The sequence below is a fragment of the Micromonospora sp. NPDC051924 genome, assembly GCF_055586005.1.
This window is the reverse complement of record NZ_JBVJJA010000019.1, coordinates 25294-46024: the sequence shown is the minus strand read 5'-3', so window position 1 is coordinate 46024 and position 20731 is coordinate 25294. Positions and strand designations below refer to the sequence as shown.

19 protein-coding genes are annotated in these 20731 nt (G+C 74.4%); 9 read left to right on the top strand and 10 right to left on the bottom strand.

Annotated features, from left to right (window positions below; translation table 11 throughout):
* Positions 1 to 6: 6 nt before the first annotated feature.
* Positions 7 to 609, bottom strand: coding sequence for a cadmium resistance transporter (locus tag ACZ6S5_RS17070; RefSeq protein ID WP_466001357.1), 603 nt, complete (start codon positions 607 to 609; stop codon positions 7 to 9).
* 213 nt (positions 610 to 822) lie between these two features.
* Between ACZ6S5_RS17070 and ACZ6S5_RS17065 the strand changes: the two genes are divergently transcribed.
* The 3 genes from ACZ6S5_RS17065 (at position 823) to ACZ6S5_RS17055 (ending at position 3962) form a co-directional block, all read left to right on the top strand.
* Complete coding sequence (locus ACZ6S5_RS17065) at positions 823 to 1050, top strand: helix-turn-helix domain-containing protein (protein WP_302763103.1); 228 nt, start codon at positions 823 to 825, stop codon at positions 1048 to 1050.
* Between the two features lie 46 nt (positions 1051 to 1096).
* A complete protein-coding gene (locus ACZ6S5_RS17060; protein ID WP_466001355.1) occupies positions 1097 to 1864 on the top strand; it encodes an enoyl-CoA hydratase/isomerase family protein in 768 nt (255 codons plus the stop codon).
* A gap of 115 nt (positions 1865 to 1979) precedes the next feature.
* Positions 1980 to 3962, top strand: a complete 1983-nt coding sequence (locus ACZ6S5_RS17055) for an ABC transporter ATP-binding protein (protein WP_466001498.1) — start codon at positions 1980 to 1982, stop codon at positions 3960 to 3962.
* A 45-nt stretch (positions 3963 to 4007) separates the two neighbouring features.
* On the opposite strand, the gene eccCb is transcribed toward ACZ6S5_RS17055, so the two are convergent.
* The 8 genes from eccCb to ACZ6S5_RS17015 all read right to left on the bottom strand — a co-directional run bounded on the left by eccCb (position 4008) and on the right by ACZ6S5_RS17015 (position 13330).
* Complete coding sequence (eccCb, locus tag ACZ6S5_RS17050; protein WP_466001353.1) at positions 4008 to 8348, bottom strand: type VII secretion protein EccCb; 4341 nt, start codon at positions 8346 to 8348, stop codon at positions 4008 to 4010.
* A 2-nt stretch (positions 8349 to 8350) separates the two neighbouring features.
* A complete protein-coding gene (locus ACZ6S5_RS17045) occupies positions 8351 to 8788 on the bottom strand; it encodes a hypothetical protein (protein WP_466001351.1) in 438 nt (145 codons plus the stop codon).
* 39 nt (positions 8789 to 8827) lie between these two features.
* Positions 8828 to 9325, bottom strand: coding sequence for a G/U mismatch-specific DNA glycosylase (mug, locus tag ACZ6S5_RS17040; protein WP_466001496.1), 498 nt, complete (start codon positions 9323 to 9325; stop codon positions 8828 to 8830).
* Positions 9326 to 9504: 179 nt separating this feature from the next.
* Complete coding sequence (locus tag ACZ6S5_RS17035; RefSeq protein ID WP_466001350.1) at positions 9505 to 10266, bottom strand: SDR family oxidoreductase; 762 nt, start codon at positions 10264 to 10266, stop codon at positions 9505 to 9507.
* A gap of 68 nt (positions 10267 to 10334) precedes the next feature.
* Positions 10335 to 10862, bottom strand: a complete 528-nt coding sequence (locus ACZ6S5_RS17030; RefSeq protein WP_466001348.1) for an SCO6045 C-terminal-like domain-containing protein — start codon at positions 10860 to 10862, stop codon at positions 10335 to 10337.
* A complete protein-coding gene (locus tag ACZ6S5_RS17025) occupies positions 10859 to 11734 on the bottom strand; it encodes an MbnB/TglH/ChrH family RiPP precursor modification enzyme (protein WP_466001346.1) in 876 nt (291 codons plus the stop codon). Before ACZ6S5_RS17025 ends, ACZ6S5_RS17030 begins: the two co-directional genes overlap by 4 nt.
* Positions 11731 to 12657: a TIGR04222 domain-containing membrane protein gene (locus ACZ6S5_RS17020; RefSeq protein ID WP_466001344.1), complete on the bottom strand. Its 927-nt coding sequence runs from the start codon at positions 12655 to 12657 to the stop codon at positions 11731 to 11733. Before ACZ6S5_RS17020 ends, ACZ6S5_RS17025 begins: the two co-directional genes overlap by 4 nt.
* A gap of 100 nt (positions 12658 to 12757) precedes the next feature.
* Positions 12758 to 13330: a TetR/AcrR family transcriptional regulator gene (locus tag ACZ6S5_RS17015; RefSeq protein WP_466001342.1), complete on the bottom strand. Its 573-nt coding sequence runs from the start codon at positions 13328 to 13330 to the stop codon at positions 12758 to 12760.
* Between the two features lie 106 nt (positions 13331 to 13436).
* On the opposite strand from ACZ6S5_RS17015, the gene ACZ6S5_RS17010 reads away from it, so the two are divergent.
* From ACZ6S5_RS17010 to ACZ6S5_RS17000, 3 genes are all read left to right on the top strand, one after another.
* Positions 13437 to 14291, top strand: a complete 855-nt coding sequence (locus tag ACZ6S5_RS17010) for a carbon-nitrogen hydrolase family protein (protein WP_466001340.1) — start codon at positions 13437 to 13439, stop codon at positions 14289 to 14291.
* 61 nt (positions 14292 to 14352) lie between these two features.
* Positions 14353 to 14997: an HAD-IA family hydrolase gene (locus ACZ6S5_RS17005; RefSeq protein WP_466001338.1), complete on the top strand. Its 645-nt coding sequence runs from the start codon at positions 14353 to 14355 to the stop codon at positions 14995 to 14997.
* 154 nt (positions 14998 to 15151) lie between these two features.
* A complete protein-coding gene (locus ACZ6S5_RS17000; protein ID WP_466001336.1) occupies positions 15152 to 16081 on the top strand; it encodes a serine protein kinase RIO in 930 nt (309 codons plus the stop codon).
* A 78-nt stretch (positions 16082 to 16159) separates the two neighbouring features.
* Here ACZ6S5_RS17000 and ACZ6S5_RS16995 read toward each other — a convergent pair whose 3' ends face one another.
* On the bottom strand, positions 16160 to 16408 hold the full coding sequence (locus tag ACZ6S5_RS16995; RefSeq protein WP_466001334.1) for a DUF2630 family protein: 249 nt from the start codon (positions 16406 to 16408) through the stop codon (positions 16160 to 16162).
* A 445-nt stretch (positions 16409 to 16853) separates the two neighbouring features.
* On the opposite strand from ACZ6S5_RS16995, the gene ACZ6S5_RS16990 reads away from it, so the two are divergent.
* Genes ACZ6S5_RS16990 through ACZ6S5_RS16980 form a run of 3 tightly spaced genes read left to right on the top strand, consistent with a single transcriptional unit; the run spans position 16854 to position 20676 of the window.
* The gene (locus tag ACZ6S5_RS16990; protein ID WP_466001494.1) at positions 16854 to 18167 is read left to right on the top strand and encodes a cytochrome P450; all 1314 of its coding nucleotides are present in this window, start codon (positions 16854 to 16856) and stop codon (positions 18165 to 18167) included.
* The gene (locus ACZ6S5_RS16985; RefSeq protein ID WP_466001332.1) at positions 18164 to 19060 is read left to right on the top strand and encodes a terpene synthase family protein; all 897 of its coding nucleotides are present in this window, start codon (positions 18164 to 18166) and stop codon (positions 19058 to 19060) included. Before ACZ6S5_RS16990 ends, ACZ6S5_RS16985 begins: the two co-directional genes overlap by 4 nt.
* Positions 19057 to 20676 (top strand): prenyltransferase/squalene oxidase repeat-containing protein, encoded by a 1620-nt coding sequence (locus ACZ6S5_RS16980; RefSeq protein ID WP_466001330.1) that lies wholly within the window; start codon positions 19057 to 19059, stop codon positions 20674 to 20676. The genes ACZ6S5_RS16985 and ACZ6S5_RS16980 overlap by 4 nt, the downstream gene beginning before the upstream one ends.
* Positions 20677 to 20731: the final 55 nt, after the last annotated feature.

Sequence of the window (20731 nt, the reverse complement as noted above, 5' to 3'; positions counted from 1 at the left end):
CGCCGGTCAGGTGAGCAGGGTCGCCAGGCGGGGGAGGACGCCGGAGGTGACCAGGATGGTCGCGCCGATGACGACGAAGACGCCCGGGACCAGCCAGTGGCCGGCCCGGCCGACCAGGCCCACCACCCGGGGGTGCCCGCCGAGCAGGGCGGCGACCGCGCACCAGACCGCCACCAGCACGGCGAAGACCAGCAGCCAGACCACGCCGGCGGCGGGGTCGAGGGAGCGGAACAACGGCACGTACACGGCGATGTTGTCGGCGCCGTTGGCGATCGTCACCCCGGCCACGCCGAGCAGGCCGCCGACCACGGCCGGCGGCTCGTCGTCGGCGGAGCGGGCCAGCAGCGCGCGGATCCCAAGCGCGATCGGGAGCAGGCCGAGCAGGCCGGTCCACGGATCGGGTACGACCAGCAGCCCGGCGGCGGCCACCACGGCGGCGGCCACCAGCGCGCCGATGCCCAGGTACTGCCCGACCACGATGTCCCGGGGGCGGGGCCGGCCGGTGCCGCGGGCCGCCACGAAGAACACGGTGAGCACGACGATGTCGTCGATGTTGGTGGCGGCGAAGACCAGGGCGGCGGCGGCCGCGGCGGCGAGCGGTTCGGTCACCCGAGGGAGGGTACGGCTCGGCCGGCCGGCCGGCTCGCCATGATCCACCCGGCCGGGGCGGACTGACCGGTCAGAAGGATCACTCTATCGGGAAGCTGACATTGCATAGCGTGTCGGTTGGCGAAGAGTTGATATCTGGCGCATGATCGTTCGAGACGGTCTAATAGGTGGGACCGTATCCGAACCGCACAGTCTGGGACGTGAGGAATCAGCATGGCAGCCACTGGCACAGCCACCAGCACTGAGAAGGGTCGCCGGATCGTCGGAGCCGAGCGTCAGACGCTCGCCAAGGACCTGGTAAAGCGGTACACCGCGGGTGAGAGCATCCGTTCGCTCGCGGCCTCGACCGGCCGCTCCTACGGGTTCATCCACCGGGTGCTCACCGAGTCCGGCGTACAGCTGCGGCAGCGTGGCGGCGCCCGGCGCCGCAAGAAGGCGTGACCCGCCCACCAGCGTCGTCCATCAGCACCGCGCCCCGGGCGGTCCGGTGACCGCCGAGACGACCGGGGTGCGACTCGACTGCGACGGGCCGGTCGCGACGGTCACGTTGTGCCGGCCCGACGTGCTCAATGCCCAGACCCCGGCGATGTGGCGCGCGATGAGCGACTTCTCCCGGGATCTGCCCGGCGACGTCCGCGTCGTCGTCGTGCGCGGCGAGGGGCGGGCCTTTTCCGCCGGCCTCGACCTGTCGGTGGCGGGTGCGTCCGGCCCGGGCTCGTTCGCCGAGCTGTCCACCTTGTCCGAGCAGGAGTCCGCGGACCGGATCGCCGAGTACCAGGGCGGTTTCACCTGGCTGCACCGCCCCGACGTGATCTCGATCGCCGCGGTGCGGGGCCACGCCATCGGCGCCGGCTTCCAGCTCGCCCTCGCCTGCGACCTGCGGGTGCTCGCCGAGGACGCCAAGCTCTCCATGGCCGAGGTGACGCTCGGCCTGGTGCCCGATCTGGCCGGCACCAAGCGCCTCGTGGAGCTGGTCGGCTATTCCCGCGCCCTGGAGATCTGCGCCACCGGCCGCCGGATGGACGCCACCGAGGCGGACCGGATCGGCCTGGCCACCCTGGTCGTGCCCACCGCCGAGCTGGACGCCGCGGTGCGGGACCTGGCCGCCGGCCTGCTGGCCAACAACCGGGACGCGATCGTGGAGATCAAGGCGCTGCTCGCCGGGGCGGCCGGGCGTACCCACGCCGAGCAGCAGCGCGCCGAGCGCGAGGCGCAGACCCGGCGGCTGCGCGATCTGGCCGGGCGGGCAGAATAAGTAAGGACCGTTCGGGAAGATCCGGGTTACTCGCGAGGTTGTCGTAGTCGTCGGGAGAATTGACCCGACGGTCCGGCGCTGCCCGACGACCCGGAGGTGACGAGTGTCCAACCACATGGCCGGTGGCGGCATGGCCGGCTGGAGCATGCTCCGGTCGATGCGCAACCAGGACGAGGTCTCCACCCATCAGCTCAAGCGCGGCACCGCCAAGCGGATCGTCGCGTTCGCCCGGCCCTACCGACGGGACATCGCCGTCTTCCTGATCACCGTGGTGATCGCCGCGGTGATCGGGGTGGCCACCCCGCTGCTCGCCGGTGACGTCATCGACGCGATCGCCGGCGGCGGCCCCGGCGCCGGCGCCACCGTGGTCAAGCTCGCCCTGGTCATCGGCGCGCTGGCCGTCGCCGACGCGCTCTTCTCGCTGGCCCAGCGCTGGTATTCGGCGCGGATCGGCGAGGGCATCATCCTCGACCTGCGCACCCGGGTCTACGACCACGTGCAGCGGATGCCGCTGCAGTTCTTCACCCGCACCCAGACCGGCGCGCTGGTCAGCCGGCTCAACAACGACGTGCTCGGCGCCCAGCGGGCCTTCACCTCGACCCTGTCCGGCGTGGTCAGCAACGTCATCCAGCTGGTGCTCACCGCCGGCGCGATGTTGATCCTGTCCTGGCAGATCACCCTGTTGGCGCTGGTGCTGCTGCCGATCTTCATCATCCCGGCCCGCCGGGTCGGCCGGCGGCTGGCCGAGATCACCCGCGAGTCGTACAACCTCGACGCCAAGATGAACGCCACCATGACCGAGCGGTTCGGCGTCGCCGGCGCGCTGCTGGTCAAGCTCTTCGGCTCGCCCGAGGTGGAGGCGGACCGGTTCGCCCGCCGGGCCGAGCGGGTCCGCGACATCGGCATCCAGTCCGCCATGTACTCGCGCACCTTCTTCGTCGCCATGCTGCTGGTCGCCTCCCTCGCCCAGGCACTCACCTACGGCCTGGGCGGTTGGCTCGCCGTCACCGGCGCGGTCAGCGCGGGCACGGTGGTCAAGCTCGCGCTGCTGCTCACCCGTCTGTACGGCCCGCTCACCGCGCTGTCCAACGTCCGGGTGGACGTGATGAGCGCGCTGGTCTCGTTCGACCGGGTCTTCGAGGTGCTCGACCTGCGTCCCGGCATCGCCGAGAAGCCGGACGCGGTTCCGGTGCCCCGGGGCAACGGTCGGGTCGAGTTCCGCGACGCGCGGTTCCGCTACCCGAGCGCCGCCGAGGTGTCGCTGGCCTCCCTGGAGGAGGTCGCCGCGCTGGACCGTACGGTCAACGAGCCGGTGCTCAAGGGCGTCTCGTTCACCGTCGATCCGGGGCAGATGGTGGCCCTGGTCGGCCCCTCCGGCGCCGGCAAGTCGACGCTGTCCATGCTGATCTCCCGGATCTACGACGTGACCGACGGGCGGGTGCTGGTCGGCGGCGTCGACGTCCGGGACGCCACCCTCGCCTCGCTGCGCGACGAGATCGGCGTGGTCACCCAGGACTCCCACCTGTTCCACGAGACCATCCGGGAGAACCTGCGCTACGCCAAGCCGGACGCCACCGACGACGAGATCTGGGCGGCGCTGGCGGGCGCGCAGGTCGCCGACCTGGTCCGGGCGCTGCCCGACGGGCTCGACACCACCGTCGGCGAGCGGGGCTACCGCTTCTCCGGCGGTGAGAAGCAGCGCATCGCCATCGCCCGGCTGCTGCTCAAGGCCCCGTCGATCGTCATCCTCGACGAGGCCACCGCGCACCTGGACTCGGAGAGCGAGGCGGCGGTGCAGCGGGCGCTGTCGGTGGCGCTGACCGGGCGTACCGCGCTGGTCATCGCGCACCGGCTCTCCACGGTCCGGGACGCCGATCAGATCCTCGTCCTCGACGAGGGGCGGATCGTCGAGCGCGGCCGGCACGAGGAGCTGGTCGCCGTCGGTGGCCTGTACGCCGAGCTCTACCGCACCCAGTTCGCGGTCGCCGACTCGCCCGCCCCGTACGTCGAGCCGGAGCAGCCGGAGCCGGTCGTGACCACCGTGCCGCTCGGCACGTACGTCGCCCAGGAGGCGCTGCCGCCCGCCGCCGCCAACTAGGCCAGGGACGGGCCGACCGGCGGCTATCACCGCGGCCCGGCCGGGTCACGGTTCCGACCACGCGGTCTGCATCAGCCGGGCACCGTCGCGCCGGCGTACCAGCGTGCCGCGACCAGACGGCATCCGCTCGGGCCGCAGCCCACCGAGGACCGGTCCCTCCTCCCGGCTGCCGGACATCAGCAGGCCGGGCGAGTCCAGCTCGCGCAGGCGTTGCAGCACGGGCTCGTAGAGGGCCCGGCTCACGCCCCCCATCCGGCGCGTGGTGATCAGATGCAGGCCGATGTCCCGGGCCTGCGGCAGCAGCTCGTGCAGCACGCTGAGCGGATTGGCGCCGCCGGTGGCCACCAGGTCGTAGTCGTCCACCAGGATGTAGAGGTCCGGGCCCTGCCACCAATTGCGGTCCCGCAGCTGCACGGGAGTCACGCCGGGACCGGGGAGCCGGTTCAGCATCACTTCGCGCACCGAGGCGAGCAGCTCGGTGAAGACCTGGTTGGACGTCACGTACCCCAGCAGGTGCTCGCCCTGCACCACGTCGAGCAGACTGCGGCGGTAGTCGGCGACCATCAGCCGCGCCTGTGCCGGGGTGCGGCGGGCCACGAGCTGACGGGCGACGAGCCGCAGCAGATTGCTCTTGCCGCACTCCGCGTCGCCGAAGACCGTCAGGTGCGGTTCGGCGTCCAGGTCGAGGTAGACGGGAGCGAGGGCCGCCTCGTCGACGCCGATCGGCAGGCCGGTGGCGGACGGGTCACTTCGCTCGTTGAGTTCGGCCACCGACAACTGGCGCGGCAGCAGTCGTACCGGGGGTGCTGGACGTCCGGGCCAGGCCGCCGCGACCTGGTCGGCGAGGGCGCCCGTCGCGTCGCTCAGGTCGTCGGCACCGCGTTGCCCGTCGATCCGGGCCAGCGCGGCCAGGAAGTGCAGTTTGTCGCGGGTCAGCCCACGTCCGGGCGAACCCGTCGGCACGTTCTGCGCGGCCCGGCGGTCGATCTCCGACTCGGCCGGATCGCCGAGCCGCAACTCCAGCTTGGTGCCCAGGAGATCCCGCATGTTGATCCGGATCTCCGCCCACCGCACGGCCGTGATCACCACGTGAACGCCGAAACCCAGCCCCCGGTCGGCCAGGTTGGTGATGGTCTGCTCCAGATCCTCGTCCTCCTGGCGCAGCGTGTTCCAGCCGTCGACCACCAGGAAGACGTCACCGAACTGGTCGTCGACGAACTCCCCGCCCGCCCGCCGGCGGCGGTAGGTCGCCATCGAGTCGATGCCGTGCTCGGCGAACCGGGCCTCCCGCGCCCCAAGGACCGCGACCACCTCGGCGACCGTACGCCGTACCGCTTCGGTCTCCCGCCGGCCGGCGACACCCGACATGTGCGGCAGCCGCTCCAGGCCACTCATCGCGCCGCCACCGAGGTCGAGGCAGAAGAACTGCACCTCCCGGGGCGTGTGGGTGAGCGCCAGGGCCGCTACGAGGGTGCGCAGCAAGGTGCTCTTGCCGGATCGCGGCGCGCCCACCACGGCGACGTTGCCGCCGACACCCGACAGGTCGAGCAGCAGGGGCGCCCGTCGCTGCTCCCGTAGCCTGTCCACCAGACCCACCGGGGCGGTCAGCGGAATCGGAGCGCCGGGCACGGTGAGGCCCCGGTCCGGGTGCTGCGCCAACGGCGGCAGGAGCTGGTCCAGGCTGGGCGGGGAGTCCAACGGTGGCAACCAGACCTGGTGGGCGGCCGGGCCCCTGCCGTGCAGCCGGTCCACCACGATGTCGAGGACGCTGCGCCCGGCCAGCTCGGGTGGCATGGCCGCGACGGCCTCCGCTCCGGTCAGGACCGGCGCTCCGGACACGTACGTCGCCCGGAAGCGGCGCATGCGGGTGCCGTCCTTCAGGTAGCCGTGTCCCGGGGCGTTCGGCAGTTCGTAGGCGTCCGGCACGCCCAGCACCACCCGGCTTTCCGGAGCGGAGAAGGTCCGCAGGCTGATCCGATACGACAGGTGACTCTCCAGTCCGCGCAGCTTCCCTTCCTCCAGCCGCTGAGCGGCGAGAAGCAGGTGCACCCCGACGGACCGCCCCAGCCGGCCGATCATCACGAACAGGTCGATGAAGTCCGGCCGGGCAGCGAGCAGCTCGGTGAACTCGTCGCAGATCACCAGCAGGCTGGGGAGTGGCTCCAAGGGCGCCCCGGCCGCCCGCGCCGCCTCGTACGCCGAACGGTTCGGGTGGTTCCCAGCCGTGCGCAGCAGCTCCTGGCGGCGGACCAGCTCGCCGAAGAGCGCGTCCTCGAGCCGGTCGATCATCGTCAGGTCGCCCGCGAGGTTGGTGACGACCGCGCTGGTGTGCGGCAGATGGTCCAGCGAGGTGAACGTGGCGCCGCCCTTGAAGTCCAACATGACGAAGTTGAGGTCACTGGACGAGTGGCGGGCCGCCAGCCCCACCACGATCGTCCGGAGCAGTTCGCTCTTGCCCGACCCGGTCGCCCCCACCAGCAGCCCGTGCGGACCCATGCCGCCCTGGGCCGATTCCTTGAGGTCGAGGTCGACCCGTCCGCCGGTCTCGTCGACCCCGATGGGTATCCGCAGGTATTCCGGTCCGGCGGGCGTCCGGTGGCCCTCGAAGGTCCAGAACGCGGTGTGATCGGGCAGGTCGAGCAGGGCCAACATCTCGTCCCGCAGTGCCTCGTCGGTCGGCCGGAACGTCCCCGAACCCGGGATCACCTGGGGCATCCCCCATGCCTCGGCGATCACCGCCACCAGCCCACCGGCTCCCTCCGGCGTGCCGGCCTCGGCCTCCGCCTTGAGGTCGTGCTCCCCGAGCGCCAGTTCGGGCAGCGCGATCCGGAAGGTACGCCGCCCGTGGACGGCCCAGCCGGGCATGTTCAGGGGCAGGCGTGCCGCCTGGTCCGGATTCACCAGCGACTCGTGCGGCTGGGACAACCGGGTCTCGATCCGGGTCTGCGGCAGCTCCCGCAGTTCCTCCGGGATGCTCCGCCAACTCCGGTCGAGCACCACCACGTGGAACCCGTACCCGAGGCCCTTGTTGGCGAGATCGACCACCCGGGGGGTGAAGTTGTCCAGCAGGGTGGCGAAGTCCTGCCAGCGGTCCACGACCAGGAAGACGTCCGGGCAGGACCCGGCATCCAGGCTTCCTCGCCGGGCGCGCAGGCCGGCCGGCGATTCCAGTTCGTGCCGGCGGAAGAGCTGCTTCCGGTCGAGCACGTCGTGTTCCAGGCGGTCGAGCAGCGTGCCGACCTCGCCCAGCTGGTCGTCGCCGAGCACGGTGCGGACGTGTGGCAGCCGCCGCATCGGCCCCAGCCAGTTCCCGCCCGACTCCAGGCAGTGGATCGCCACCTCCCCGTCGGAGTGGGTGAGTGCCAGTCCAGCGATGATGGTCCGCAGCAGGGTCGTCTTGCCGGTGCCGGCCCGGCCGACGACGAGCAGATGGCCGTCGGCGGAGGCCAGGTCCAGCCAGACCGGCTCGCCGGCGGGTTGGTCGATCCGGTGTGCCTGGCCGACCGGCACCTTCAGCAGCCCGCGCCGGCGCCAGTCGGTCGCGCAGAGCCGCACGTCGCCCGCCGGCTCCAATGGGCCCAGCAGATCGCCGAGGCGGGGATCCCGCTGGTCCCGTTGCCGGCGCTGACGGTGCTGCCCCTCCCGGGACAGGGCGATGTGGATCTCGTCGCTGGCGCTGCCGAACTGGCACGGCGTCTGCGTCGACCGCCTCGGCAGCTCCATGTGGACGTACCGCCACAGGTCGTCCGGGGTGATCCGGCCCTGCCCGGTGATGTCCGCCGCGCCGGTGCTCAGCCCCTGGATGAGGGTTTCCGTGAAGGCGGACCTCACCCTGGGCTCCGTGCCGCTGGCCGGCCGTCCGTCGTCGGCCCGTTCCACCGAGTTGGTGGCGGTGATGACGTAGCGGCCGTACCCGGTCCGCAGCTCGCCGTCGAGGGCGAGATCGTCCGTCGTCTTCAGGCCGAGCCCCTCGAAGGCGCCGCTGTAGCAGCAGTCGAGCAGGAGGACCGAGCTGGCGGCGTCGGACTCGTCGAGCAGCTCGCGGATGAACGAGGCGGAGATCGCCGTGGAGGAGAGGTGATCGACCTCGGTGTTGGCGACCGCCAGGTGCAACCGCCCCCGTTTGCTGCTGCGTACGCCGTGGCCTGAGAAGTAGAGCAGAACCAGATCCTCCGGGCCCGCCGCCCGCAGCATCGACTCGATCTCCCGTTCGATGGCGCTCTTCGACTCGTTCTCCAGCAGCCGGTACTGGTCGAACGCGCCCACGTCCGTGTCGGCCAGCAGGCTGAGCAGGTCCCGGGCCTCCTCGCGGGGGGCGTAGAGGTCGGCCAGTGAGTCGTCGATGTACCGGTCATTGGCGATCAGCAGCGCCCGTCGCAGTCCCACGATCAGCTACCGAAGGTCCCCCCACCGTCACCGGCGGTGGCGGGTAGCGCGCTGCCCGCCGCCGGCTCGGCAGACCTCGGCACCATGAGACGCGCCAGCTGGTCAACGAGCTGCTGGTCCACCCGGGTCGACCCGGTGATCACCAGTTCGGCGTCGCCGCTGCGCAGCGTGATCGAACGGGCCTTGACGCGGTCCGCGTAGGCGATCGCGATCTGGGCGAGGGCGCGCATGGTGGTCGCCGAGAAGAGGCCGCCGACGATGAGCATGCCCAGCTCCCACGCTTGCTGCGACTTGCCGTGCCCCACGGCGGGGGACTGGGCGTGCGCGACGTGCAGGCCCCGGACCGACCGCAGGTCCTCGGCGAGCCCGGTGGCCAGGGCGTCGACCCGCTCGGCGGGGAGCGCGGTGGATGGCTCGATCAGCAGGGAAAGCTCGGGCACAGTCACCTCCGGCAGTGCGAGTGTCTACATTCAACACCACTAAGCGGCCACTGCCGAGCGCAGCTCGGCGAAGGCGGCGCCGAGCGTCTCCGGGGTGAAGTGGGCGTTCAGGCCGCTCGGGTTCGGCAGCACCCAGAGCCGGGCCGGGCCGAGCCGCTCCGGTTGCGGGCCGAAGCCCGCCTTCGGTCGGGCGAAACCGATCCGGTACGCGGTCACCCCGACCACCGCCACCCAGCGCGGCCGGTACCGCTCGACCTTGCCGGCCAGCGTTTCCGCGCCGGCCACCAGCTCCGCAGCCGACAGCTCGTCGGCGCGGGCGCTGGCCCGGGCCACCATGTTGGTGATGCCCAGCCCGAGGGCGGGCAGCTCGTCCTGCTCGCTCGGGTGCAGCCGGCGTGGGGTGAAGCCGCCCCGGTGCAGCGCCGGCCAGAACCGGTTGCCGGGCCGGGCGAAGTGCCAGCCGGTCGCCGCCGACCACAGCCCGGGGTTGATCCCGACGAAGAGCACGTCGAGTCCGGGCGCGATGACGTCCGGCAGGAGCGTGTCGGCCGCCGCCGCGAGCTGCTCCCTGGTCGGGCGGGGATGCCGCCGGACCTCCTCCGTCGTGCCTCCGCCGGTGGCGGCCGCCTGGGCGGCGCGGGCCGGCCCCGTCGCGCCCTCCGACGTGGGTCGGGAGGTGCGCCGGCGCGGGGTCGGCGGGCCGCCGTTGTCCGGCGTCACAGGCCGCGCAGCGCGCCGCCGTCGACCGGCACGGTCACCCCGGTGAGGTAGCTCGCGGCGGGGGAGAGCAGGAAGGCGGCCACCCGACCGAACTCGTCCGGGTCACCGACGCGGCCCAGCGGGATGGCCGCCTCCGCCTCGGTCCGGGCCCGTTCCGGGTCGCCGGTGGCCGCGAACAGCTCCCGGTTCCGGTCGGTGAGGATCCGCCCGGGCAGCAGGCTGACCACCCGTACGCCACGCGGGCCGTACTCGTCGGCCATGTCCTTGGCCACCCCGGTCAGGCCGGGCCGCAGGCCGTTGGAGATGCCGAGCCCGGGCACCGGCCCCCGCGCCGAGGTGGAGAGGACCAGCCCGATCGCGCCGCCCTCGGTGAGCGCGGCGGCCACCGTACGGGCGGCGCGGACGGTGCCCAGGAACACCGTCTCGAACGACTCCCGCCACTGCTCGTCGGTGACCTGGGCGGCGGTGCCCCGGGGCGGGCCGCCGACCGAGATCAGCGCGCCGTCGAGCCGGCCGAACTGCTCCCGTGCCGCCGCGACGAGGCGCTCCGGGGTGCCCGGGTCCGTCAGGTCGGCGGTCAGCCCGATCGCCCGCTCGGGGCCACCGAGCACCTCGACCGCCTCGGCCACCCGTTCGGGTAACCGGGCCGAGATCACCACCCGGGCGCCGTCGGCGACGAGGGCCTGAGCGGTGGCGAGGCCGAGGCCGCGGGAGGCGCCCGTCAGCACGTACACCCGGTCGGCGAGTCCGAGATCCATGGGCCCGATCCTGCCGTACCCCGGATGGGGCCGCCACCTCGGCTCGGCCGAGGACGTTGCCACCCGCCCTAGCGGTCGGCGGGGCGGAGCAGGCGTACCCGACCGGCGACCTGCACCGCGACGGCGCCACCGGCGCGGGCGACGGCCGGCAGCCGGCGCGGCCGGGGCGTGGTACGGCCGTCGTAGCGGGCGGTGGCGTCGCGGGCGGCCAGTTCCTCGGCGCCCAGCGGTGGCAGCGTGCCCCGGTCCCGCAGGCGCCGGGCCAGGTCCCAGCCGTCGCGCAGCGACCCGTTGGTGGGGCGTCCCGCCGCCCAGCCGGCGAAGGTCGTCGCCCAGGCCGGGCCGAGGCCGGCGGCGAGCAGCGGCCAGTGGCGCGCCACGTCGCCGGCCCGCTTGCACAACAACGCCTGGCGGGCCGCGGCCACCGGCGCCGGGGCGAAGCCGGGCGGCAGCGGGCCACCGGCCACCAACGTGGCGACCAGCTCCGCCTGCCGCGCGGCGAGGCCGCCCCCGTCGGCGGCGGACGGCGACCGGGCCGCCGGGCCGTCCCCGGTCGCGGCGGAGGACGGCGGCCCGGACGGCGCCGGGCCGGTCACGTGACCACCGGGTAGCCGGACGCGGCGGCCAGCGCGTCCAGCTCCCCGCGCAGCTCGGCGGCGGGCGGGTAGTGCCCGTCGCGCTCCAACAGCAGCGCCGGCGGCCGGTGCCGGGCGCACAGCTCGCGGACCAGGTCGAGCACCTCGGCGGGGACCGGGTCGGTGTGCGTGTCGTGGTAGAAGCCGCCGTGCTCGGCGCCGCCGGCCACGTGCACGTAGGCGACCCGGTCCAGCGGCAGCCGGTCCAGCAGCGCGAGCGGATCGCCGCCCCGGTTGCGGGCGTTGGCGTGCACGTTGGCGATGTCGAGCAGGAGCAGCGCCCCGGTGGCGTCGAGGATCTCGGTGAGGAAGTCGGCCTCGTCCAGCTCGTCGTCCGGCCAGTCGAAGAGCGCGGCGATCGGTTCCAGCGCCAGCGGCACGGGCAGCTCCGCCTGGGCCCGCCGCACGTTCGCCACCACCGCGGCGACCGCCTCCCGGCTGCGGGGGAGCGGCAGCAGGTGGCCGGCCTCCACGCCGCCGGCGCGGACGAACGCGATGTGCTCGCTGACCAGCGGCGCGCCCACCGCCGCGGCCACCCCCGCCAGGTGCGCCACCCGGGCCTCCTCGACCGGTTCCGCGCCGCCGAGGGAGAGCTTCACCCCGTGGGGTACGACGGTGACGCCGCGCCCGCGCAGGTCGGCGAGCCCGTCGGGGAGCGGACCGCGCGGGGCCACGGTCTCCGCCACCACCTCGACGAAGCGCAGTCCGGGCAGGCCGGCCACGAAGCCGGCGATCTCCGGCCGCCAGCCGATGCCGACGCCGGCCGGCCCGGCCCCCGACCGGTCCGGCGTCGCCGGGCCGGTCGGGGTGGGTCGCTTCGCCGGGCCGGTCATCCGCCGCACCCGCCGCCCCCGCCGCAGCCGCCGCCTCCGCACGAGCTGCCACCCCCGCAGGAACTGCCGCCGCCGCAGGAGCTTCCGCCCCCGCACGAGCTGCCCGAGGAGCCGCCGCTCGCGCTGATCGCCTGCCGCTGGATCTCGGCCTGCTCGGCGAAGCCGGGGTCCATGGCCCAGATGGTGGCGGTACCGAACAGCGCCACCCCCATCGCCGCGTCGAACGGGCCGTAGGTGGCGTACGCCGGGGCGGCGGAGGGGCGCAGCCAGGTGTGCTGGCGGCGCAGGTCGCGCAGCGCTCGGTCGGCCGCCCGGGTGCGCCACGGCACCCGGTTGAGCAGCAGGAACGCGATGAAGAGCGGGACCATGGTGAGCAGCAGATAGCCGGCGGGGTGGCCGTTGGACAGGCCGACGAAGGCCCGGATCACGCCGAGCGCCAGCAGCGCGCCGAGCAGCGCCGGCCCGCGCCGCAGCGCCGCCCGTCGGGCCTTGCTCAGCGCCAGCCCGCGCTGCTCGAGGCCGTCGCGGAGCTGGTCGACGGCGCGGACCACCCACTCGTCGCGGCGCAGCTCCCGGGAGTGCGCGCCCCGGCCGGAGGCGTTATAGATCGCCTGGTCCAACGGGGTGGCGCCGGCCGGCATCGGGCCGCCGGGGACGATCCGCCGGTCGGGCGCCACGTCGACCGCGCCGGCCCGGCGCAGCCCGCCGAGCGCCGTCCAGACGGCGAGCTGGTCGCCCCCGTTGAGGTACGCGACCTGCTGCGGCCCGAGCTGCCCGCCGGTGCCGACCGAGGTGCCGGACAGCCCGCGGATCCGGTGGATGACGGTGCCGACGACCAGCAGGGCCGCGGCCAGGAGGTACCAGCGCAGGAAGACCGGGCCGGGGATGCCCCAGGTGTCGCTTCCTGCGGCGAGGACGGTCATGCTCTGCTCCTGTCGCGAGGGGATCGCGGCCCATTGTGGAGCAGCCCCGCCAGTGCCGATCGGGCCCGTCGGGCCAGTTACCGGACCGAGACGCGGCCGGTCAGTGCCGGCGTACGGCCTCCTCGACCAGGTCCAGCACCCGGCCCAGGTCACCGGCCGGGCGGCCCATCGCCAGGTGCAGCACCAACCCGTCGTACGCCAGCTCCAGGAACTGGGCCAGCACGTCGATCGGCACGTCGTCGCGCAGCACCCCGGCCTCCCGCTGGCGCAGCAGGCGCTCCCGGGTGGCCTCGGCGATGGCCGCCGAGCGTTCCGCCCAGCGCTTGGCGAACGCCGGATCGGTGCGCAGCCGCCGGGACACCTCCAGCTGGCTGCCGAGCCAGCCGGTGGTGTCCGGGGAGATCGCCCGGGCGAGCAGGTCCCGCATCACCTGGACCAGGCCGTTGCGCGCGACGGTCTCCACCATGACCGCCGCGTCGTCCTCGGCGACGGCGAGGAAGAGCGAATCCTTGTCCCGGAAGTGGTGGAAGATCGCGCCGCGGGAGAGGCCGGTGGCCTCCTCCAGGCGACGGACGGTGGCGCCCTCGTAGCCGTGTCGGGCGAAACAGGCCCGCGCGGCGGCCAGGATCTCCTGCCGGCGCGCGTCGAGCTGGTCCTGGCTTACTCTGGGCACGCACCGATCGTCGCAGGCCACCCCGACGGATGCAAACCGTACGTACGGCTTGAGATGCGGTTTTCGCATGATCACGCCGCGGTGAGGATCCGGTTAGGATCGGCCGGTGACCCAGGCCGCGCCGCTTCCCGCCCACCCGCTGACCGTGGCCGCCGTGCAGGCCACCCCGGTCCCCGGCGACGTGGCCGGGAACGCCGCCTCCGCCGCCCGGCTGGTCGGCCGGGCCGCCGGCGCCCGGGTGGTGGTGCTGCCCGAGCTGTACCTGCCGGCGTACCACCCGCCGACCCTGGCCGCCGACCCGGCCGGCACCGACCTGGCCGCCGACGGGGACCGCCGGGTCGACGACCCGCGGCTGGACCCGGTGCGCACGGCCGCCCGGGACGGCGGGACGACCGTGTTGGTGGGCGCGGCGGTCCGGCACCCGGACGGGCGGCGCACCATCTCCGCCCTGGTGGTCGACCCGACCGGCGCCGTGTGCGTCGGGTACGACAAGCAGCAGCTCTGGAGCGGCGAGCGCGAGCTGTTCGACGCCGGCCGGCGGGGCGCCACCCTGGTGGTCGACGGCTGGCGGCTCGGCCTCGGCATCTGCTACGACGGCTGCTTCCCGGAGCACGGCCGCGCCGCCGCCGACGACCAGGCGCACGGCTACCTCTGCCCGAGCGGCTACCTGGCCGGCTCGGCGCACCGCCGCGACCTCTACTATGCCGCCCGCGCCCTGGACAACACCATGTACGTGGTCTTCGCCAACGCCGTCGACGGCGCCGACCCGTGGCGCTTCAACGGCGGCGCCGCCGTGTACGACCCGGAGGGGCGTCCGCTGGCCCGCGGCGCGGACACCGGGGAGGACGTGCTGATGGCCACGCTGGACCCGGCCGCCCTGGCGGCCACCCGGGCCGCGCACACCATGCTCGCCGACCGCCTGCCCGACCAGGGCCTCCCCCGAACGACCGTGCCGGCCTGACGGACGGCGCCCGGTCCCTCGGCCCTGTCGGTCGTGCACCTCAGTCCCGTAAGGTGCCCGAGTGCCGCTGCTCCTGCTCGACCTGGACAACACCCTGCTCGACCGCGAGGGGCCGTTCCGTGCCTGGGGTGAGCGGTTCCTGGCGGGCATCGGCGCGCCGCCCGTCGACATCGACTGGCTGCTCTCCGTCGACGCCGACGGCCTCACCGACCGGTGGGACGTGGCGGACGCGATCCGGGACCGGTACGCGCTGCGCGTCCCCTCCATCGACCTGGTCGAGGAGCTGCACGACGGGGTGGTGGCGAACACCCGGCTGGACCCGCTGGTCGCCTGCGCGCTGCGGATCGCCGACGACGCCGGCTGGGTGCCGGTGGTGGTCACCAACGGCGTGGTACGCCAGCAGGAGGCGAAGATCCGCCGCACCGGCCTGGACCGGTACGTCGCCGACTGGGTGATCTCCGAGGAGGCCGGGGTCAGCAAGCCCAACCCGCGGATCTTCGCGCTCGCCGCCCAGCGGGTCCGGATGCCGCTGCGCGGCGCCTGGGTGGTGGGGGACAGCCCGGAGGCCGACATCGGCGGGGCGAGCGCCGTCGGCCTGCCCAGTGTCTGGCTGCACCGGGGACGCCGCTGGGCGGACACCCGGTTCGCGCCGACCCGTACCGTCGACGGCCTGATCGCGGCGGTGGCCACGGTGCTGGCGGGGTAATTCGGTTGACCCGCCCGCCCGGCCCGGTGAACATGGGGCCGCGCGAGGGCGCAGCCGGGCGGAGCCCGGTCGAGGAGAGGAGGTCGGTCATGGCCGTCTTTGCGGGGTCGTTCCACCTGCCTCCACCAGCCTCGATCGAAGGATCAACCCACCCGTGCGCGAACACGACCTCCCGGCGCCGCAGCGCCGTGGCCGCGGCAAGAGCCGCTTCGACGACGACGAACCGTACTTCCTGAAGCGGGGCCGGCACGCCGAGCCGGTCTTGAGCGAACCCGACGACGAGCCCGAACCCGAGGACGTCTGGTCCTCCTGGGACGAGGCCGTGCACGGGCCCGAACCCCATCCCGACTGGCTGGTGACCGAGCTGGCCGCCCGGGACACCGAGCTCGGTGTGCTCAAGACCGGCAAGGAGGCGGACGTCCACCTGGTCCGCCGGGCCGTGCCGGACACCGACCGTTCCTGCCTGCTGGCGGCCAAGCGCTACCGGGACCCCCAGCACCGGCTCTTCCACCGGGACGCCGGCTACCTTGAGGGACGCCGGGTCCGCCGGTCCCGGGAGATGCGGGCGATGGCCGGGCGGACCACGTTCGGGCGGCAGATGATCGCCGGACAGTGGGCGGCGGCCGAGTTCGCCGCCCTGTCCCGGCTCTGGGAGATCGGCGCCGCCTCCGGGCGGATCGCCGTCCCGTACCCGGTGCAGTTGCTCGGCACCGAGCTGATGCTGGAGTTCATCGGCGACGCCGGGGAGGGGCAGGCCGCGCCTCGGCTGGCCCAGCTCCGTCCCGAGGGCGCCGAGCTGCGCGATCTGTGGGCGCAACTGGTCGACGCCCTGGCCGTGCTGGCCCGGGCCGGCTACGCGCACGGCGACCTGTCTCCGTACAACCTGCTGGTGCACCGGGGACGGCTGGTCATGATCGACCTGCCGCAGGTGGTCGACCTGGTGGCCAACCCGCAGGGGCCGGACTTCCTCGCCCGGGACGTCCGGGTGGTCGGCACCTGGTTCGCCGCCCGGGGCCTGCCCACGTCGGGCGCCGACCCGGCCGAGCTGACCGGGCTGCTGCTGCGGGAGGCCGGGATCCGCTGAGCGCGCCGCGTCCCGGGCGGGGAACGCCGCCCGGGACGCCGGCACGTGGTCCACCGGCCGGTGCCGGGGGACCGCAGGTCACTGGAGGTAACGCTCGACCTCCGACAGGGGTCGCTCGCCCTGGGCGTCCGGGTCGCCGTGCGCCTGGCGGGCCGCCCGCCGCCGGCGCAGCAGGTCCCAGCACTGGTCGAGGGACTCCTCCAGCGCGCGCAGCCGCTCCCGCGCCGCGTCGTCGGTGCCGGCCTCGTGCTCCTGCGCGGCCGAGCGCAGCCGGTGCTCCTCGTCGACGAGCTCGGAGATCCGGTTCAGGATGGTCTTGTCGTCCATGCCCCGAAGCTTGGCACAGGGGGCGGTGGCGCGCCCGGATTCTTCCGCGTCGGCCGCGTCCGATCCGTTCTGCCGCGCGGCGGAAAAGGGGTCGCCCGCCGCCAGGTCCCCGACTGCTCGGCGTCGACGGCTCCGGAGCGGGTCGTGGCGCCGGACGCGCCGAGCCGGGCCGGGACGGCGCGCAGCGGCGTTACCTGCGCAATCTTTCCGGCTGAGCGGTTCCCGCGCGGGTCCATTGTCGACGGCGGGAATGTTCGTTGGTGAAATATTTTCCCTTCCCGTCTGTTGCTGACCCTTTCCGCCTGGCATGCTCTGCGGCGACATCACGGGTCATGACCGCATCGCGACGCTGCGTCGACCCAGGAGGGGGAGCCGTCACGTGGATCAGCCAGACCCGCTCCCCGGACGCCTCCGTACCGTCCCGCTGCGCCGGATCCTGCCCGGCATGCTCCGCGACCCCGCCCGCGCGCTGGTCGACGTCGGCAACTCGACCGGGGGCGCGGTCGTCCGGCTCAACCTCGGCTCGTTCCGCCCCTACCTGGTCACCCATCCCCGGCACGTCCAGCACGTCCTGCGCGACCGGGCGGAGAACTACGAACGCGCCGGGGACGGGCTGTTCTGGCGGCCGGTCAAGCGGTTGTTCGGCGAGGGGATCCTCGGTGAGGGCCGGATCTGGTCGGCCAGCCGCCGGATGCTCCAGCCGATGTTCACCGCCAAGCGGGTCGAGGCGCTGGTCGACGGGATGGCGACGGCCATCCGGGAGGCCGTCGACGAACTCGAGGCGCCGTCCCGGGCGGGGCGGGCCGTCGACATCGGCGTCGAGCAGGCCCGGATCGTGTGCCGGGCGATCATGCGGGTGCTCTTCGCCGACAAGATCTCCGTACCGGACGCGATGCGGGTGATCGACGCCCAGGACGTCATCGCCACCGCGGTGATCCCCCGGATCATCGTGCCGTTCGCCCCGCTCTCCCTGCCGATGCCCGGTGACCGTCCGTTCCGGCGGGCCAAGCGCGTCGTGGACGAGGTGCTGGTCCCCGTCGTCCGGCGGACCCGAGCGGTGGCCGAGGACGGCGACGACGTCATCTCCACGCTGTGGCGGGCCCGGACCGAGGACGGCCACCAGCTCGACGAGGGGCAGGTCCGCAACGACACCGTGGCCATGTTCGCCGCCACCACCGAGACCACGATCAACGTGCTCACCTGGCTCTGGCCCCACCTGGACCAGCGGCCCGACGTCGCCGAGCGGCTCTACGCCGAGATCGACCGGGTGGTGGGGGACGAGCCGGTCCGCCGCGAGCACCTGCGGGACCTCACGTACACCCGGATGGTCCTGGACGAACTGCTGCGGCTGTACCCGATCGGCTGGATCATCCCGCGCCGGGCCGTCGCGGCGGACGTCATCGACGGCGTACGGGTGGAGGCCGGCGCGACCGTGGTGGCGAGCCCGCTGGTCACCCAGCGGATGGCGGAGTTCTGGGACCGGCCCGAGGAGTTCGACCCCGAACGGTTCCGGCCGGAGCGGGTCCGCGACCGGCACCGCTACGCCCACTTCCCGTTCGGCGGCGGCCCGCACCAGTGCCTTGGGATGTACCTGTTCTATCTGGAGGCGCAGCTCATCGTCGCCACCATGCTCAGCCGCTACCGGTTCCGACTGGCCCGCCCCGGCGTACCCGGCCTGCGGCTGGCCGCGGCGCTGCGGCCGCGGGACCGGGTGCGGCTGACCCTGTCGGCGGCCCGACCCCTCGCGGAGCCGGCGTGACCACCGTGGACCTGCCCACGGACCCCTTCGCCTCGGCGGTCGAGCAGGGACGGACCTGCGCGCTCGCCGCCCGTGGGCAGCGGGAGCTGCAGCGGCGGGCCGCCGCCCATCCCGACCTCTTCCCGGCCCGGCCCTTCGACCCGGCCCTGTTCGGCAGCGTCGCGCTGGCCATGGCGTTCAGCGCGCCCTGGTGCACCGCCGAGGAGCTGGGCCTCGCCGGCCGGGCGGTGCTCTGGGGCTTCGCGGTCGACTGGCAGGTGGACCACCTGGCGACGTCCCGGGCGGAGATCGACCGGATCGCGGAGACCTGCCTGGCGGTGGCCGACGGCGCCGGGACCGACGACCCGTTGGGGCGGTTCACCGCCGAGCTGCGCGACGACCTGTCCGCCACCCCGGCCTTCGCCGGGCTGCGGCGCCTGTGGCGGGAGGAGATCGCCCGGACCCTCGACGCGATGGCCCGGGAGTGGGCGTGGAAGACCGCCGCCCGGGACGGCGCGGGCGCGCTGCCCACCCTGGCCGAGTACCTCGCGAACGCCGACAACCTGGCCGCGACCGTGGTCAACGTCGCCCACTGGATCCACACCGGCACCGCCGCGACGCACCGGGACCTGCCCCGGCTGGTCGCGGCGAGCGACGAGGTGCAACGGGCCCTGCGCCTGGTCAACGACCTGGGCACGGAGGGGCGGGACCGCGACTGGGGGGACCTCAACGCGATCATGCTGGTCGGCGACCGGGCGGAGGTCGAGCGGCGGGCGGCGGACCAGGCCGATCGCTGCCGGCGGCTGCTGGCCGAGCTGGCGGTCGACCATCCCCGGGAAGCCGACTACCTGTCCCGGCAGCTCGGCTTCGCCAGCGGCTTCTACCGCCTCGCCGACTTCTGGGGCACCCGGTGACCGTGGCCGCCGCCGCGCACGCCTGCCGAGGAGCCGACGACGGCGCGGGCGGACCCGCCGCCCATGCCGGCCAGGTCCGGGACCTGGTCGCGGCGATGGTGCGCGACCCGTCCGGGCGGACCTCGGCGTCGGTTTACGAGACCGCCCGCCTGGTCGCCCTGGCCCCCTGGTTGCCCGGTCACGAGGCACGGATCGGCTGGCTGCTGGACCGGCAGCGACCCGACGGCGGCTGGGGTGGCCCGGACGGCTACGCGCTGGTGCCCAGCCTGAGCGCGACGGACGCCCTGCTCGCCGCGGCGCGCCGGGGGCAGCACGGCGCGGCGTTGGCCCGGGCCGCGGAGCGGGCGCTCCGGTTCGTGACCGGCCGCCTCGGTGACCCGGCCGCGCCCGCGCTCCCGGACCTGCCCGCCACCGACCTGATCGTGCCGGCGCTGGTGGAGTCGATCGACGGGCGGCTGAACGATCCGCACGGCGCGCCGGCGGGGCTGGCCGACTGGCACGGCCGGCCCCGGTTGCCCCTGCCCGACGGCCTGGACCCCGGCCGGCTGGACCGGGTACGCCACCTGCTGCGCGCCGGCCGTTCAGTCCCCGAGAAGCTGGCGCACGCCCTGGAGGTGGGCGGCGAGCTGGCCCGCCGGGCGGCCGGCGTCACGCCCAGCGGGCCGGGTGCGGTCGGGGCGTCGCCCGCGGCGACCGCCGCCTGGCTCGGCGGCCCCGACGACGGGGATGCCACCTGGGACTACCTGCGCCGCGTCGGCCGGGGCGGCCCGGTGCCCTGCGCCACCCCGGTCGCCGTCTTCGAACGCGCCTGGGTGCTCGCCACCCTCACCCGCGCCGGGGTGCCGGTGACCGTGCCCGCCGCCCTGGTGGCCGAGCTGCGGGCCGCCGTCGGGCCGGCCGGCGCCGCGACCGGCCCCGGCCTGCCGGCCGACGCCGACACCACCTCGGTCGCCCTGTACGCCCTCGCCCGGCTGGGCGTGCCGCTTGATCCGGCCGGCCTTCTGGGCTACGACACCGGCGCCCACTTCTGCACCTGGCCCGGGGAGGACGGGGCCTCGGTGACCACCAACGCCCACGTGCTGGACGCCCTCGGCCTCCAGCTCGCGCAGGCCGGCCCGGCCGCGTCTCCCCGGGTGGCGGCGGTCGCGGACCGTGTCGCCGGCTGGCTGGTGTCCCGTCAGGAGGCGGACGGCCGGTGGTGGGACCGCTGGCACGCCTCGCCCTACTACGCCACCTGCTGCGCGGTGCTGGCCCTGGCCGACCACGCGCGCGGCGTCGCGGCCCGCCAGGCGCTCGCCAGGGCCGTGGCGTGGCTGCTGGACAACCGCCGGCCGGACGGCTCCTGGGGCCGGTGGGGCGGGACGGCGGAGGAGACCGCGTACGCGGTGCTGGCCCTGCGGAGCGCCGGTGACCCGTCCGACGCCCGGGTGGCCGCCGCGCTGGCCGCCGGCCGGCGTCGACTGTCCGGGTGGGACGGTCGGGACGACGCGCCGGCATTGTGGCACGACAAGGACCTGTACCGTCCGACGCTGATCATTCGCTCAGCGGTCCTGGCGGCGCTGTGGTGCGACGACGGGGCGCCCCGGCCGGCACCCACCATGATCAGGATCGCTTGAGTGAACTTCTGGACGCTGCTAGCGTGCGCCGGGATCGATACTCAACGACCCGATC